Annotated in this window: 12 protein-coding genes; 9 read left to right on the top strand and 3 right to left on the bottom strand. The window is 72.6% G+C overall.

Annotated features, from left to right (window positions below; genetic code table 11):
- Window positions 1-5 precede the first annotated feature (5 nt).
- The 4 genes from BM140_RS09440 to BM140_RS09455 are packed head-to-tail and all read left to right on the top strand — an operon-like array spanning window position 6 to window position 4,439.
- Entirely contained in the window at window positions 6-1,904 is a 1,899-nt protein-coding gene (locus tag BM140_RS09440) for a (Fe-S)-binding protein (protein ID WP_091944622.1), read from the top strand.
- Window positions 1,901-3,124 (top strand): electron transfer flavoprotein subunit alpha/FixB family protein, encoded by a 1,224-nt coding sequence (locus tag BM140_RS09445; RefSeq protein WP_091944626.1) that lies wholly within the window; start codon window positions 1,901-1,903, stop codon window positions 3,122-3,124. Before BM140_RS09440 ends, BM140_RS09445 begins: the two co-directional genes overlap by 4 nt.
- Window positions 3,121-3,903, top strand: coding sequence for an adenine nucleotide alpha hydrolase family protein (locus BM140_RS09450; RefSeq protein WP_091944629.1), 783 nt, complete (start codon window positions 3,121-3,123; stop codon window positions 3,901-3,903). Before BM140_RS09445 ends, BM140_RS09450 begins: the two co-directional genes overlap by 4 nt.
- An 11-nt stretch (window positions 3,904-3,914) precedes the next feature.
- On the top strand, window positions 3,915-4,439 hold the full coding sequence (locus BM140_RS09455; protein WP_091944632.1) for a prolyl-tRNA synthetase associated domain-containing protein: 525 nt from the start codon (window positions 3,915-3,917) through the stop codon (window positions 4,437-4,439).
- 111 nt (window positions 4,440-4,550) lie between these two features.
- Here the strand turns inward: BM140_RS09455 and BM140_RS09460 are convergent, their stop codons facing one another.
- Window positions 4,551-4,820 carry a DUF1127 domain-containing protein gene (locus BM140_RS09460; RefSeq protein ID WP_091944635.1) on the bottom strand — a complete coding sequence of 90 codons (270 nt, stop codon included), beginning with the start codon at window positions 4,818-4,820 and terminating at the stop codon, window positions 4,551-4,553.
- 350 nt (window positions 4,821-5,170) lie between these two features.
- Here BM140_RS09460 and BM140_RS09465 point away from each other — a divergent pair, with 350 nt between their 5' ends.
- Window positions 5,171-7,567 carry a putative bifunctional diguanylate cyclase/phosphodiesterase gene (locus BM140_RS09465; RefSeq protein WP_244535367.1) on the top strand — a complete coding sequence of 799 codons (2,397 nt, stop codon included), beginning with the start codon at window positions 5,171-5,173 and terminating at the stop codon, window positions 7,565-7,567.
- A 157-nt stretch (window positions 7,568-7,724) separates the two neighbouring features.
- Here BM140_RS09465 and dusA read toward each other — a convergent pair whose 3' ends face one another.
- Both dusA and BM140_RS09475 read right to left on the bottom strand, forming a co-directional pair.
- Window positions 7,725-8,723 (bottom strand): tRNA dihydrouridine(20/20a) synthase DusA, encoded by a 999-nt coding sequence (gene dusA / locus BM140_RS09470; protein WP_091945145.1) that lies wholly within the window; start codon window positions 8,721-8,723, stop codon window positions 7,725-7,727.
- Between the two features lie 7 nt (window positions 8,724-8,730).
- Window positions 8,731-9,348, bottom strand: coding sequence for an urease accessory protein UreE (locus tag BM140_RS09475; protein ID WP_091944640.1), 618 nt, complete (start codon window positions 9,346-9,348; stop codon window positions 8,731-8,733).
- 209 nt (window positions 9,349-9,557) lie between these two features.
- On the opposite strand from BM140_RS09475, the gene BM140_RS09480 reads away from it, so the two are divergent.
- The 4 genes from BM140_RS09480 to BM140_RS09495 all read left to right on the top strand — a co-directional run bounded on the left by BM140_RS09480 (window position 9,558) and on the right by BM140_RS09495 (window position 13,277).
- Window positions 9,558-9,827 (top strand): hypothetical protein, encoded by a 270-nt coding sequence (locus tag BM140_RS09480; RefSeq protein ID WP_091944642.1) that lies wholly within the window; start codon window positions 9,558-9,560, stop codon window positions 9,825-9,827.
- Between the two features lie 204 nt (window positions 9,828-10,031).
- Entirely contained in the window at window positions 10,032-10,757 is a 726-nt protein-coding gene (locus tag BM140_RS09485; protein WP_091944645.1) for a J domain-containing protein, read from the top strand.
- Window positions 10,754-11,506: an N-acetylmuramoyl-L-alanine amidase gene (locus tag BM140_RS09490; RefSeq protein WP_091944648.1), complete on the top strand. Its 753-nt coding sequence runs from the start codon at window positions 10,754-10,756 to the stop codon at window positions 11,504-11,506. Before BM140_RS09485 ends, BM140_RS09490 begins: the two co-directional genes overlap by 4 nt.
- A 205-nt stretch (window positions 11,507-11,711) precedes the next feature.
- The gene (locus BM140_RS09495) at window positions 11,712-13,277 is read left to right on the top strand and encodes a cation:proton antiporter (RefSeq protein ID WP_091944651.1); all 1,566 of its coding nucleotides are present in this window, start codon (window positions 11,712-11,714) and stop codon (window positions 13,275-13,277) included.
- Window positions 13,278-13,628 lie beyond the last annotated feature (351 nt).

Here is a 13,628-nt window from a genome sequence, read left to right on the forward strand (position 1 = left end):
CCGTCATGACCAGCCTCATGCCCCTGACCACGGTGTTTCCCGGCCTCGTCTGGCTGATGGCGGCGCTCGCCCTCGTCCAGGGCCTGCGCCGCGCCGCGCTCTGGCGGGTCGGGGCGGCGGCGCCCGTGGCGTGGCTCGACGGGCTCGTGAAGCTGCCCAAGCGCTACCTCGTCGATGTCCACCACGTCGTCGCGCGTGATCCTTACGCCTCCCGCATGCACGCGGTCGTGGCCGGCGGCCTGCTCGCGGCCTCGATCCTCACCGCGCTCGCGATCCTGCCGCCGATCGCGGGGTTTCGCCCCTACTGGTTCGTCGTGGCGCTCGCCTTCGGCGTGACGGCGGTCGGCTCGCTGCTGGTGGGCGCCCGGCGCTATCCGGCCAAGCAGAAGCGCCTCTCAGCCGGCCGCTTCCAGATCCTGCCCTTCCTGCTCGTCGCCTACGCGGTCGGCGGAACGGCGACCGCCCTGCTGCTCGCTTTCGGAATCGGCGGCGTGTTCGCCCCGCTGGCGCTGGCGCTCGCGGCGGCCGGGGGGCTCGGCCTCGCCTTCGAGGTGCGGCACGGGCCGATGCGCCACGCGGCGGCCGGCGCGCTCCATCTCGTCGCCCATCCCCGGCCCGGCCGGTTCGAAGGGCGGCCCGACACCGCGCTTCAGCCGCTCGATCTCGACGCGCCCCGGCTCGGTTCGGAGATGCCCGCCGACTTCACGTGGAACCGGCTGCTCTCCTACGACGCCTGCGTCAGCTGCGGGCGCTGCGAGATCGCCTGCCCGGCCTTCGCCGCCGGCCAGCCGCTGAATCCGAAGCGACTGATCCAGGATCTCGTCGCCGGTCTCTCCCCGGCCGAGCCCGCTTATGCCGGCAATCCCTATCCGGGCGGACGCCCGGCCCAGGGCGAGCGCGGGGCGCTGGCCGGGCTGATCGGGCCGGACGCGCGCATTCATCCGGACACGCTGTGGTCCTGCACCACCTGCCGCGCCTGCGTCGAGGAATGCCCGATGATGATCGAGCACGTCGATGCCGTGGTGTCCTTGCGCCGCCACCAGACGCTCGAGCGCGGCGCTCTCCCTGAGAAGGCCGTCGGCCCGGTGACGGAGTTGCGCCAGTCCGGCGATCCCGGCGGGCGCCCGCTCTCGGCCCGCACCGACTTCGCCGCCGGCGTCGATCTGCCGGTGATGGCGGATCGCCAGCAGGCCGAGGTCCTGCTCTGGCTCGGCGAAGGCGCCTACGACCTGCGCTACGGCCGGAGCTTACGCGCCCTGATCCGCCTGCTGCGCGAGGCGGGCGTCGATTTCGCGGTACTCGGCGCGGAAGAGCGCGACACCGGCGACCTCGCCCGCCGCCTCGGCGACGAGGCGACCTTCCAGGCGCTGGCGCGGGAGAACATCGCGACGCTTCAGAACTACCGCTTCGAGCGGATCGTCACGGCCGACCCGCACGCGCTCCATGCCCTGCGCAACGAGTACCCGGCGATGGGCGGCCGCTACACGGTCATCCACCACACCGCCTTCCTGCTGGAGCTGATCCGCGCCGGCAAGCTGAACCCGGTCCGACTGCCGGACCTGTCGGTCACCTATCACGACCCCTGCTACCTCGCCCGCTACAACGGGGAGACCGAGGCGCCGCGCGCCGTGCTCGACGCCATCGGGGTCTCGCGCTCCGAGATGGCCCGCTCGGGCAAGCGCGCCATGTGCTGCGGCGGCGGCGGCGGCGCGCCGGTCAGCGACATCCCCGGCGAGCGGCGCATCCCCGACATCCGCATGGCCCAGGCGGCCGAGACCGGTGCCGGCATCGTCGCGGTGGCCTGCCCGTCCTGCACGGCGATGCTGGAGGGCGTGACCGGCCGGACGTCGGAAATCCGCGACATCGCCGAATTGCTGCTCCAGGCGGTGGAGGCCGGCCGATGACCCGCCCCCGCCGCGATCCCCGCGCCGAGCGGGCCTCCATCCAGGTCGCGGGTGAGGCGCGCCCACGCTTCGACCGCACCGCCCGCCGCACGGGCAGCGGCCGTCCCCGCCGCGATCCGCGGGCGGAGCGTGCCGGCCAGCGCGTCGCTGCGGAGGCGCGCCCGCGCTACGACCTCAGCCAGACGGTCCGCTTCGACGCAGCCGTGATCACCGAGGCCCAGCCCAAGGCCGCGGCAGCCGCCTCCCCAAAGATCCTCGTCCTCGACGATCCCGCCTTCCTCGTCGCGGTGGTACCGGACGCCCCCGGCGGGCGGCTCTCGTCGCACGACCGGCAGGTGCTCGGCGCCGCGCGCGCGCTCGCCGGCCGCGAGGGCGGCGTGGCGATCCTCACCCTCGGAGCATGCGAGGGCGTCGGCCCGGCCGGGGCCGACCGCTGGCTCCCGCTCGATGCGGTGGAGGGCTACGACCCCGCGACCCAGGCCGCCCGCGTCGCGGCGGCGCTGACGGCTTTGGCGCCACGCCACATCCTGTTCCCGGAATCCCTCGACGGCGGCGACCTCGCCCGCCGGGTCGCGGTGCGGATGGGCGAACCGCTCTTCACCAATGCCGAGGTGGTCGCCGCCAACGGCCTCGTGCGCCCGGCCAAGGGGCGCCGCGTCGAGCAACGGATCGCGCCGGGGCTGCTCTCCACCGTCGCGCCGGACGCCGTCGCCGAGTATGGCGGCCCACCCCGCGAGGCCCGCCCCCTTCCGGTCGAGGCCGAGGCGCCGACGCAAGGTTCCAAAAGAATCGTGTCGGCCGCCCGCGTCCCGGCCGACCCGGCCACCGTGCCGCTGGCGCTCGCCGAGTTCGTGGCGTCCGCCGGCAACGGCATCACCGATCTCGACACGTTTCGCCAAGTGGTCGCGGCCCTGCGGGCGACGCCCGGTGCCAGCCGCGTCCTGTGCGATGCCGGCTTGATGCCGCGTCACACCCAGGTCGGCGCCTCCGGCACGGTGCTGGCCGCCACCTGCTATTTCGCGCTGGGCATCTCCGGCGCGCCGCAACACCTTCAGGGCGTGGCCGGCTGCGAGCACGTGGTCGCGGTCAACACCGACCTGCACGCCGCGATGATCGAGCGCGCGGGCCTCGCCATCGTGCAGGACGCGCAAGCCGTGATGCCGGCCCTGCTCAAGCTGCTGGTACAGGAAGCGCAAGGGACAGGAGACGAGACCGCATGACCATCGTGGTCCTCCTCTCGGCCGGGCGCCATCCGGTCTCGGGCGCGCCGGTCCTGCCGCGAATGGAGGCGCAGGCGATCCGCATCGCGGCGTCCCTCGGCGAGGCGGTCGGCCTCCATGCCGGCCCGGACGCGGAGGCGGTGCGGGAAGCGCTCGGCCTCGGCCTCACACGGATCGAACACATCGCCCTGCCGGAGGGGCTCGATCCGGTGCCGGCGCTCAGCGCCCGGCTCGCCGCCCTGGCGCCCGATCTCGTGCTGGCCGGGCGGCGCAGTCAGGGCGGCGCCGAGAGCGGCGTCGTCCCCTACGCGCTGGCGGAGGCCCTCGATCTGCTGCTGATCCCCGACGTCGTCGCGGTCTCGGGCGGCGCCGATACGCTCACCCTCGACCAGAGCCTCGGCCGCGGCGCCCTGCGGCGGGTGTCCGTGCGCGGGCCGGTCCTCGCCACGGTGCATCCCGACGCTGCCGCTCCGCACGCGTACGCCTTCGGCAAGGCGAGGCGCGGCGCGGTCGAACTCGTGGGTGCCGCCGCCACCGGCGTGGACGTGCCCCAGGCCATCGTCGAGGAGCGGCCCTATCGCCGTCGGCCGAAGCTGGTGAAGGGCGCGCCGACCGGTGGCTCGGCCGCCGAGCGCCTGAAGGCCGCGACCGGCGAAGGCGGTTCGGCCGCGAAGGGCCGGCTCCTCGTCGAGCCCGACCCCGAAGAGGCCGCACGCGAAATCCTGGCCCATCTGCGCCAGATCGGCGTGCTCGCCGGACCGACAAAATCGAACAGTTGAGAGTTTCAGCCATGGCCCTGAGCCCCGACGACCTCCTGACCCGCCTGCGCGAGCAGGGCATCGCCTACAAGCTGTTCGAGCATCCGCCGGTGCTGACCGTCGAGGCGATGATGGCGGTGTGCGGCGACATCGCGGGCGCCCACACCAAGAACCTGTTCCTGCGCGACGGGAAGAAGACCTACTTCCTCGTCACGCTCCATCACGACGCCGCGGTCGATCTCAAGGCGTTCCGGGCGGTGCTCGGCGCCCGCGGTGGGCTGTCGTTCGCCAGTGCCGATGCGCTGCGCGAACAGCTCGGCGTCGAGAGCGGCGCCGTCTCGCCACTTGCCGCCCTCAACGCGGCGCCGGGCAGCGTGAAGGTCTTCGTTCAAGACAGCCTGCTGGAGGAGACGCGGGTCAACGTCCATCCGTTGGTCAGCACCCGCACGCTCAACCTCGTGCCGGCCGACCTGGTGCAGGCGCTGCGCGCCGAGGGCCACGAGGTCACCGCCTTCGCCCTTCCGGACCCGGGCGCCGAGGCGTCGTCCGCAGCCTGAACGAAAAAGGCCCGGAACACGACCGCTGGTCCTGCTCCGGGCCTTCGAAAACTGTCAGTGCCCTTCCCGGAAGGGCAGCCGGCGATGATCCCCGATCATCGCCGGTTTTGTTTACGCGGCCTGCGCCATCGGCGGGCACGGCAGCGCGAACAGCGATCCGGTCAGGCTGATGGCCGGGAAGGCGACCTCCGGCTGCACCGGCCGACGGCCGAGTTCGGCGCGGGTCAGACCGATATCATCAAGGGCGGCATCGCTCAGGTCGGCGAGCGCGACCTCTACTTCCTTGGCGCGGAGATAGGAGAGAAGACCTTCCGTCAGCTTGATGAACATTGCCTTAACCTCGAACTCCTGGCCGCTGCACTTGATTTCGGCGGCCGGCATGTTGCGAATATGGCGTTTGTTGCGGTGCGGGAGGAGCGCCGGTTCTGAAGATCAGCCCCGCCCTGCGCGCATGCATTGTGCAGAAAGTAACCGATCGGAGCACCATGCCGCCCTTTTATGCAGGGCGCCGCGAGCGGTGGAAGGCTGTGGAGCCCTGCCTCGGAGCCTCATGGTGCGGTGCGACACAGGCCTGAGGGCGCTCTCGGGCGCGCCTCGGCAGGCATGGCGTGCCCGAGACCGGAACCGCGCGGCGGATCCGGGCTCCAAAACGACCGTAGCGGGCATTTCGTGAGGCGCTCTTAACCTCGTTCCGTGTATCTTCACCGAACGAAGGAGCCGCCCCGGACACCATGCGATCGCCCGCCGAACATCGCGCCGAGACGCGCGCACCGCTCCGCTCGGACGAGCGGGACGGTACGCCGCTCGACGCCGGGGGCTCATCCGAGACGATCCGCGAGCGCGTCCTGCAAGCCGGCCTGTGGCTCGGCCTGATCGTCCTCGCCCTCGGGATGACCGCGCTCTGCGCACAGCTCGGCCTCGATCCCGGAGCGGGCGGCGGGGTCGTCGCGGGCGCGGTGGGCACGGCGTTGCTGCTCGTCGCCCTGACCCTGGCGCGGCTCGCCCGCGACCTCGTCGGCGGCGCGGAGCGGGCGGGGCAGATCGCCGAGGCCATCGCGGCGGGCCATCCCGCCGAGGCGTCGCGACGGACCGGCCTTCTGGAGTTCGACCGCCTGCTCGGGCGCCTGGGAACCTTGCGCGCCGCGCGGGACGATCTGGCCGGGCAACTCGCCGCCGCCCGCCTCTCGCCCGAGACCCGGATCGGCACGGCGCTCGCCGCGGGCCTCGCCGGCGAGGCGGTCGCCGTCCGGCTGACGGACGCCGACGGACGCGTGGCGCTGGCCAGCCCCGCCGCGGAGGCGACCGGACGCGAGACGAGCCGGGCGGACGGCGACGAAGCCGTCCTGGCCGACGGGCGCCGGTTCCGGTCCGCCCGGGCCGCCCTGCCCGACGGGTCCGACCTGACGCTGCTGTTCGACGTCACCGCGTTTCGGGCGCGGGAGGACGCGCTCGGCGAGCGCCTGTCCCGGCTCGAGACGGCGCTGGACACCATGGCCCAGGGCTTTCTGCTCTACGACGCCGACCATCGGCTGCTGGCGGTCAACCGGCGCTATCACGAGATCTTCCGTCTGCCGCCCGGCCGCATCGCCGTCGGCATGACCGCCGCCGAGGTGCTGCACCTCAACGTGGATGCGGGGAGCCATCCGGAGGCCAGCCTCGCGGACGCGCTGCTCGAGGTCGATGCCCTGCTCCGCTCCGATTCCACCATGCAGATCCAGCGGCTCGCCGACGGGCGCGTCGTCTCGGTGGCGATCCATCCGCGCGCGCGCGGCGGCTTCGCGGCGATCTACGAGGACGTGACCGAGCGCTGGCAGGCAGAGGCCCGCATCGCCCACATGGCGCGGCACGACGCCCTGACCGACCTGCCCAACCGCCTGCTCCTGCGCGAGCGCATCGAGGGCGCGGTGACGCTGGCGCGCCGGGAGACCGGCTTCGCCGTGCTCTGCCTCGACCTCGACAACTTCAAGCAGGTCAACGACACCCTCGGCCACGGCGTCGGCGACGAATTGCTGCGGGCGGTGGCCCACCGCCTGCGGGCCTGCCTGCGCGAGGTCGATACCGTGGCGCGGCTCGGCGGCGACGAGTTCGCGGTGATCCAGGCCGGCGTCGAGGGGCCGGAGGATGCCGGCACGCTGGCGCGCCGCATCCGCGAAGTCGTGAGCGCGCCCTACACCCTGACGCACCATTCGGTGACGGTCGGCGTCAGCATCGGCATCGCGCTCGCGCCCGCCGACGGGCTGGAGCCGGACCGCCTGATGCAATGCGCCGATGTCGCGCTCTACCGCGCCAAGGCGGACGGACGCGGCGCCTATTGCTTCTTCGAGGCCGAGATGGATGCCCGCCTCCAGGCCCGGCGCGCCCTCGAGCTGGATCTTCGCGCCGCCTTCGAGGCGAAGGCGTTCGAACTCTATTACCAGCCGATCTACGACATCGCGGCCGAGCGCATCTGCGGCTTCGAGGCGCTGCTGCGCTGGACCCATCCGGAGCGCGGCCCTGTCTCGCCCGCCGAGTTCGTGCCGCTGGCGGAGGAAATCGGCCTGATCGTGCCGCTCGGCGAATGGGTGCTGCGCGCGGCCTGCCGCGAGGCGGCGGGCTGGCCCGACGACCTCAAGGTCGCGGTCAACGTCTCGGCGGCGCAGTTCACGTCGTCCGGCCTCATCGCCACGGTGCGCGACGCGCTGGCCGAGAGTCACCTGCCCGCCCGCCGGCTCGAACTGGAGATCACCGAGAGCGTGCTGCTGGTCAACGGCAACGCCACGGTCGCGATCCTGCACGGCCTGCGGGGCCTGGGCAGCCGCATCGCCATGGACGATTTCGGCACGGGATATTCCAGCCTCAGCTACCTGCGCAGCTTCCCCTTCGACAAGATGAAGATCGATCGCTGCTTCATCCGCGACCTCACCGTCGAGCAGGGCTCGGGCTTCATCGTGCGGGCGGTGATCAGCCTCGCCTCCAGCCTCGGCATGACCACGACGGCGGAAGGGGTCGAGACACCCGAGCAACTCCGGCGCCTGCGCGAGGAGGGCTGCAACGAGGTCCAGGGCTATCTGTTCAGCCCGCCGGTGCCGGCCTCCGAACTGCCCGCCCTCCTGAAGGCCTGGAACGACGGCGGCCGCCGGGCGGCTTGAGCCCTTCTCGATGTCCCGAACGGCCTATCGCCGTTCGGTCTCATGCGAAGCGGCACGGAACCGGACCGATGGTCCCGTTCCGTGCGTCCGGCAGACGCCCGCCGCCCCGCCGTCGCGGGGGCCATCGGCGATGAGGCGGCATCCTCGCCGATTGGTCTTACGCGGCCTCCCGCGCCGGCGGGCGCTCCCGCGACACCTTCGCCACCGCCGCGCGCAGGGTGGCGAGGTCGGCGTCCGGCGCCATGCCGGCGGTGGCGAGATGGCGTCGGAACGCCCGCGCCCCGGGCCGCCCATTGAACAGGCCGAGCATGTGCCGGGTGAAGGAATGGAGCCGCGTGCCGGCGGCCAACGCGTCGTGGATCGTCGGCGCCAGCGCCTCGACCGCCGCGAAGGCATCCGCGACCGGGGCGGGCTCGCCGAAGAGTTCGGGATCGACGCCGAGCAGGATCGCCGGCTCGGTATAGGCGGCACGCCCCACCATCACGCCATCGACCTCCGCCAGCCGTTCCTTGGCGGCCTCGATCGTGGCGATGCCGCCGTTGATCGCGATCGGCAGATCGGGCCGGGCCGCCTTGAGGCGGGCGACGCGGCCGTAATCGAGGGGCGGCACGTCGCGGTTCTCCCGCGGCGACAGGCCCTTCAGCCACGCCTTGCGGGCATGCACGATCAACCCGTCGACACCCGCCGCCGCCACCGCCTGGGCCATGGCGTCGAGGGCTTCTTCCGTGTCCTGGTCATCGACGCCGAGGCGGCACTTCACCGTCACCGGCACGGAGACGGCGGCCTTCATCGCCGCCACGCACTCGGCCACCAGCGTCGGCTCGCGCATCAGGCAGGCGCCGAACCGGCCCTCCTGCACCCGGTCGGACGGGCAGCCGACATTGAGGTTGATCTCGGCATAGCCGAACGCCTCCGCGATCCGCGCCGCGCGCGCCAGATCGCCCGGATCGGAGCCGCCGAGCTGCACCGCCACCGGCTGCTCCGCCGCATCGAACCCGAGCAGGCGCTGCCGGTCGCCGTGCAGCACCGCCCCCGTGGTCACCATCTCGGTGTAGAGGCGGGCCCGGCGCGACAGGACGCGGTGGAACGCCCGGCAATGCCGGTCGGTCCAGTCCATCATCGGGGCGACGGAGAAGCGCAGGTCGCGGGCGATCATCCGCGGCTCAGTGCCGGTGGTCGTGGTCATGGCCGTGCTTGTGGTCGTGTTCGTGGGAATGTTCGTGCGTGTGGGCGTGGTCGTGCGAATGCCCGTGCGAATGCCCGTGATCGTGCTTTTCGGCGTGATGATGGTGGTCGTGATCGTGCCCGTGGTCGTGACCGTGATGATCGTGCGAATGATCGTGGCCGCAGGTGCTGTGGTCGTGGGCGGCCTTTTCCGGGCGGAAGGCGCGGGAGACCGGCTCGGCGGCGCAGCCCGAGCCGCGCACCAGCTCCGCCGCGCTCGCCGGCACGTAGAGCACGTCGGCCCCGACCTCGGCCGGAACATGGCTGCCGCCGAGCTGCCAGGCGAGGCGCAGGAGCCGGGCCGGGCTGCCGGCGCGCACTTCGAGCAGAGCCTCCTCGGCCGCCTTGACGCCGACGAGGCGACCGTCCTCCAGGCGCAGGGCGTCGCCGTCCTCCAGACCGGAGGCCCGCTCCAGGGCGAGATCGAGGCACAATCCACCCGCCGTGTGGAAGTGGGCATGCGCCTTCGCGCGGGCCGCGTGGTCGAGGGTCACCGTGTCGACGACCTGATCGGGCCGGACGGCGGCCTTGCGGACGATCTGACGGGCTATGGGCATGGCATCCTCGGACAGGGCGGGGCCGAAAGGCCGACGTTTTTGCAACAGGTGCGCATCAGATGGCAGGCGCGGGCCCAAAAGTCATGCCCCGGCGCGAACCCGTCGCAATCTTGGCCGTTTCGTGTGCCGGTGCTCAAAGACCAGCGGCGCCCGGCGGGATCCTCTCGCGACGAGGCCGGAGCGCCGTTGCACAAGGGAGTTGCACGACCATGAAGACCCTGATCGCCGCCGCGCTCGCCGGCAGCCTCGCGCTCTCGCTCGGCGCCTGCAACACGCCTCAGGACCGCGCCCTCGGCGGCGCCGCGCTCGGCGCGGGCCTCGGCGCCGCGGTAGGCGGCCTCGCCACCGGCCGGGCCGGCGGCGCGCTCGCCGGTGCCGCGATCGGCGGCGCGGGCGGTGCCATCGCGGGCGCCGCCACGGCTCCGCGCTGCCCCTACGGCACGTATCGCGACGAATTCGGCAACGTCTACTGCCGCTGATCGCGACGACGGCACGTCGGGAAGGGCCGGAGCTCACGAACGAGCCCCGGCCCTTTCTCGTTCGGCTCGGCCTCGGTTGACGACGGACTTGCACCGCGCCCCGCTTTGCGGCGTTACACTCAGGCGACCGATTCCCCGAAAGAAGCCCCGAGCGCCCGTGCCCCGTCCCGATCTGTTTCACGTCGCCCTGAACGGAGCCGGCCTGTGAGCGGCGGCCTCTGGGGCAAGATCGGCGGGGCCGGGCTCGGTGGGCTGATCGGCGGGCCGCTCGGTGCGCTGGTCGGGGGCGTGGCCGGCCACTTCCTCGTCGATCGCGAGGGCGCGCCGTTCGGGCCGACGCCGCGGGACGTGGTGTTCACGACGGGCCTCGTCGCGCTCGCGGCCAAGATGGCCAAGTCCGACGGTGTCGTGACCGATTCCGAGGTTCAGGCCTTCGGGCAGGTGGTGCAGGTCGCGCCCGAGGCACGGGCCGGGGTCCAGCGCCTGTTCGATCTCGCCAAGGCGACGACCGACGGGTTCGAGGCCTATGCCGGCCAGCTCGCCTCGACCTTCGGAGAGGAACCCGCGCTCCTGGAGGACGTGCTCGACGGCCTGTTCCACATCGCCAAGGCCGACGGGGCGATCCACGAGAAGGAAGAGCGCTACCTGCGCGCGGTCGCCGGCATCTTCGGCTTCGACGAGGACGGATTCCGCCGCATCGCCGCCCGCCACGTCCGGCTTGCCGACGATCCCTACCTCGTGCTCGGGCTGGAGCGCTCCACCGACGACGCCGCGCTGAAGGCGGCCTACCGGCGCCTCGTGGCCGAGACCCATCCGGACCGGGCGCTGGCCCGCGGTCTGCCGCCGGAAGCCGTCGCGATCGCCACGCACCGGTTGGCCGCGATCAACGCCGCCTGGGACCGGATCGCCGCCGAGCGGGGCCTGCGGTGACGTTTTCCCCCGACAGCCCGGTCGCGACCGCGGTGCTGCCCTCGGAGAATCGCGGCGAACGGATCAGCGGGCCGGCCGATATGCTCATCCTGCACTACACCGGCATGCCGACGGCGGACGGCGCGCTGGCACGCCTGCGCGACCCGGCGGCGGAAGTCTCGGCCCATTACCTCGTGTTCGAGGACGGGCGCGTGGCGCAGCTCGTGCCGGAGGCCGAGCGGGCGTGGCATGCCGGGCGCGGCTTCTGGGCCGGCCTCACCGACATCAATTCCCGCTCGATCGGCATCGAGATCGTCCATCCGGGCCATGACGGCGGCCTGCCGCCCTATCCGACGGCGCAGATCGAGTCGGTCATCCTGCTGTGCGCCGACATCCTCGCCCGCACGCGGATTCCGGCTGCGCGGGTGCTCGCCCATTCCGACGTGGCGCCCGCCCGCAAGGAGGATCCCGGCGAGAACTTTCCGTGGGACCGTCTCGCGGCGGCGGGCATCGGCCACTGGGTCGCGCCCGCGCCGATCCGCGACGGGCGCTTCTTCGCCAGGGGCGAGGCGGGCGAGCCGATCGCCGCGCTGCAAGCCATGTTCGCCCTCTACGGCTACGACCAGCCGGTGACGGGCCGGTTCGACGAGGACATGCAGGCCGTCGTCACCGCCTTCCAGCGCCATTTCCGCCAAGCCCGCGTCGATGGCGTGGCCGATTCCTCGACGATTACGACCCTGCGCGACCTCATCGCCGCCCTGCCCGGCTGATACTCAGCGGATACCTATCGGCGATGCTCGCGACGCATCGCCGATGGCCCGCGCGACGGTGGGGCGGCGGCCGTCCCCTGATGCACGCGACCGCACCATCGTTCCGGGCAGCGTCGCGTGACACGTTCTGGAAAGAACCGGCGTCGGGCGGCGTTTCGTCGCCACCGCGCGGGCCGGCCCGCGCCTGCCCTATCTGCCCGCCCCCATGTTCGTGTTCTACTGGATCGTCGGCGTCCTGTTCGGGGCGGTGTTGCTCGCGGCGCTGGCCCGGCGGATCGGCGCGCCCTATCCGGCGCTGCTCGCGCTCGGCGGGGCCGGGCTCGCCTTCCTGCCCGGCGTGCCGAACCTGAGCCTCGATCCCGAGCTCGCGCTCGCCCTGTTCCTCGCCCCCGTGCTGATGGATGCGGGCTACGACATCTCGCTGCGCGACATGGCCCGCAACTGGCGCCCCATCGCCGGGCTCGCCATCGGCGCGGTTCTGGCCACCACCGCAGCGGTCGCGGCGGTGGCGATCTGGCTCGTGCCCGACATGCCGCTCTCGGCCGCCATCGTGCTCGGCGCCATCGTCGCCCCGCCGGATGCGGTCGCGGCGCTCACCGTGCTCGCCCACGTGCCGCTGCCGCATCGCTTGGCCACGATCCTGCGCGGCGAGAGCCTGCTCAACGATGCCGCCTCGCTGCTGATCTACCGCCTGGGCGTCGCGGCGGCGGTGACGGGGCACTTCTCACCCCTGGAAGTGGCGCCGGCCTTCCTGTTCGGCGTCGTCGGCGCCCTGATCGCCGGGCCGCTGGCGGCCTTCGTCTACCTGCGGGTGCTGCGCCGCTTCACCGACGTGTCGATCGCCATCGTGCTCCAGTTCGTCGTCACCTTCGGCCTGTGGATCGCCGCCGAGGCGGTCGAGCTGTCGGGCGTGCTGACCGTCGTCAGCTTCGCCATCACCGTGGCCCGCTACGCACCGGGCCAGACCGCGCCACGCCAGCGGGTGATCTCGAACGCGGTGTGGGAGACGGTGATCTTCGTCCTCAACGTTCTGGCCTTCGTGCTGATCGGCAACCAGATCGGGCCGATCCTGGCGCGGCTCACCGCGGCGCAGGAACTCTCCTACGCCTTCGTGGCCGGGGCGATCGTCGCCACCGTCATCGCGGTGCGCATCGCCTGGGTGCTGCCGGCCAGCGGCCTCCGCCGGATGCGCTTCGGCGAGCGCGGCGAGAGCGGACCACGGGCCGATCTCGGGCTCGGCGCGGGCTTCGCCGTGTCCTGGGCCGGGATGCGCGGTCTCGTCACGGTCGCGGCCGCCCTCGCCCTGCCGGAGGGCGGGCCCGGCGGCGGCGGCTTCCCCTATCGCGACCTGATCGTGCTGACCGCCTTCTGCGTCGTCATCGGCACTCTGGTGATCCAGGGGCTGAGCTTGCGCCCGCTGCTGGCGCGGCTCGGCCTGGAGGACGCCGACCCGGTCGGGCGCGAGGTCGGCCGCGCCCGGGCCGAGGCCTACGGCGCCGCGATGGAGACCCTGAAGGGTGACACCTCCGAAGCCGCAGACGCCCTGCGCCGGGAGTTCCACGCCGTCCTTGCCGAGGCCGAGGCCCACGAGGAGGGCCTCGCCCCCGAGGGCCTGCCCACCGACGAGCCCCGCCGCCGCGCCGTGCGCGCCGCCCGCGACCGCATCCTGGCGCTGCGCCGCACCGGCCGCATCGGTGACGATGCCTTCTTCGTGCTGGAGGAGGAGCTGGATTGGGCCGAACTCAACGCCACGCCGCGGGCCGAGGCGTGAGGGGTTTTTGCCGGGGCCGCCGGCTCGGGTGCTTCCTCCCTGCTACAATGCGCGAGGAGCGGGAGGCTTAACTCGAAAGGATCTTTCTCGATCCATCGAGACTTGCGCATCCGAACTCTGAAGTCCGACGGCTCACCGACGCAGCGGCCGGTCCACACGCTCCTTGCCAAGTCGAGCCGAAGGAGCCCAACGCTCACGGAGCCCGGAGAGGCTGCCCCCCCGGTGCCGGTTTCGTTCCGCAACGAATGTGCGGCCGACCCCGGACTGCGACATTCTATAAAGCGGTGCACTCCCGAATCCGAGTGCCTTGCGCCGACCCTGCGGCGGGCGGTCGCGGGCGCCCCGAAAAAC

The sequence above is a fragment of the Methylorubrum salsuginis genome (assembly GCF_900114375.1).
GTDB lineage: Bacteria > Pseudomonadota > Alphaproteobacteria > Rhizobiales > Beijerinckiaceae > Methylobacterium > Methylobacterium salsuginis.

Coding starts and splice junctions, on each gene's coding strand:
- BM140_RS09475 (WP_091944640.1), bottom strand. CDS start 9,348: ATGCCCATAGCCCGTCAGATCGTCCGCAAGGCCGCCGTCCGGCCCGAT.
- BM140_RS09455 (WP_091944632.1), top strand. CDS start 3,915: ATGGCCCTGAGCCCCGACGACCTCCTGACCCGCCTGCGCGAGCAGGGC.
- BM140_RS09465 (WP_244535367.1), top strand. CDS start 5,171: ATGCGATCGCCCGCCGAACATCGCGCCGAGACGCGCGCACCGCTCCGC.
- dusA (WP_091945145.1), bottom strand. CDS start 8,723: ATGATCGCCCGCGACCTGCGCTTCTCCGTCGCCCCGATGATGGACTGG.
- BM140_RS09480 (WP_091944642.1), top strand. CDS start 9,558: ATGAAGACCCTGATCGCCGCCGCGCTCGCCGGCAGCCTCGCGCTCTCG.
- BM140_RS09445 (WP_091944626.1), top strand. CDS start 1,901: ATGACCCGCCCCCGCCGCGATCCCCGCGCCGAGCGGGCCTCCATCCAG.
- BM140_RS09495 (WP_091944651.1), top strand. CDS start 11,712: ATGTTCGTGTTCTACTGGATCGTCGGCGTCCTGTTCGGGGCGGTGTTG.
- BM140_RS09450 (WP_091944629.1), top strand. CDS start 3,121: ATGACCATCGTGGTCCTCCTCTCGGCCGGGCGCCATCCGGTCTCGGGC.
- BM140_RS09440 (WP_091944622.1), top strand. CDS start 6: ATGACCAGCCTCATGCCCCTGACCACGGTGTTTCCCGGCCTCGTCTGG.
- BM140_RS09460 (WP_091944635.1), bottom strand. CDS start 4,820: ATGCCGGCCGCCGAAATCAAGTGCAGCGGCCAGGAGTTCGAGGTTAAG.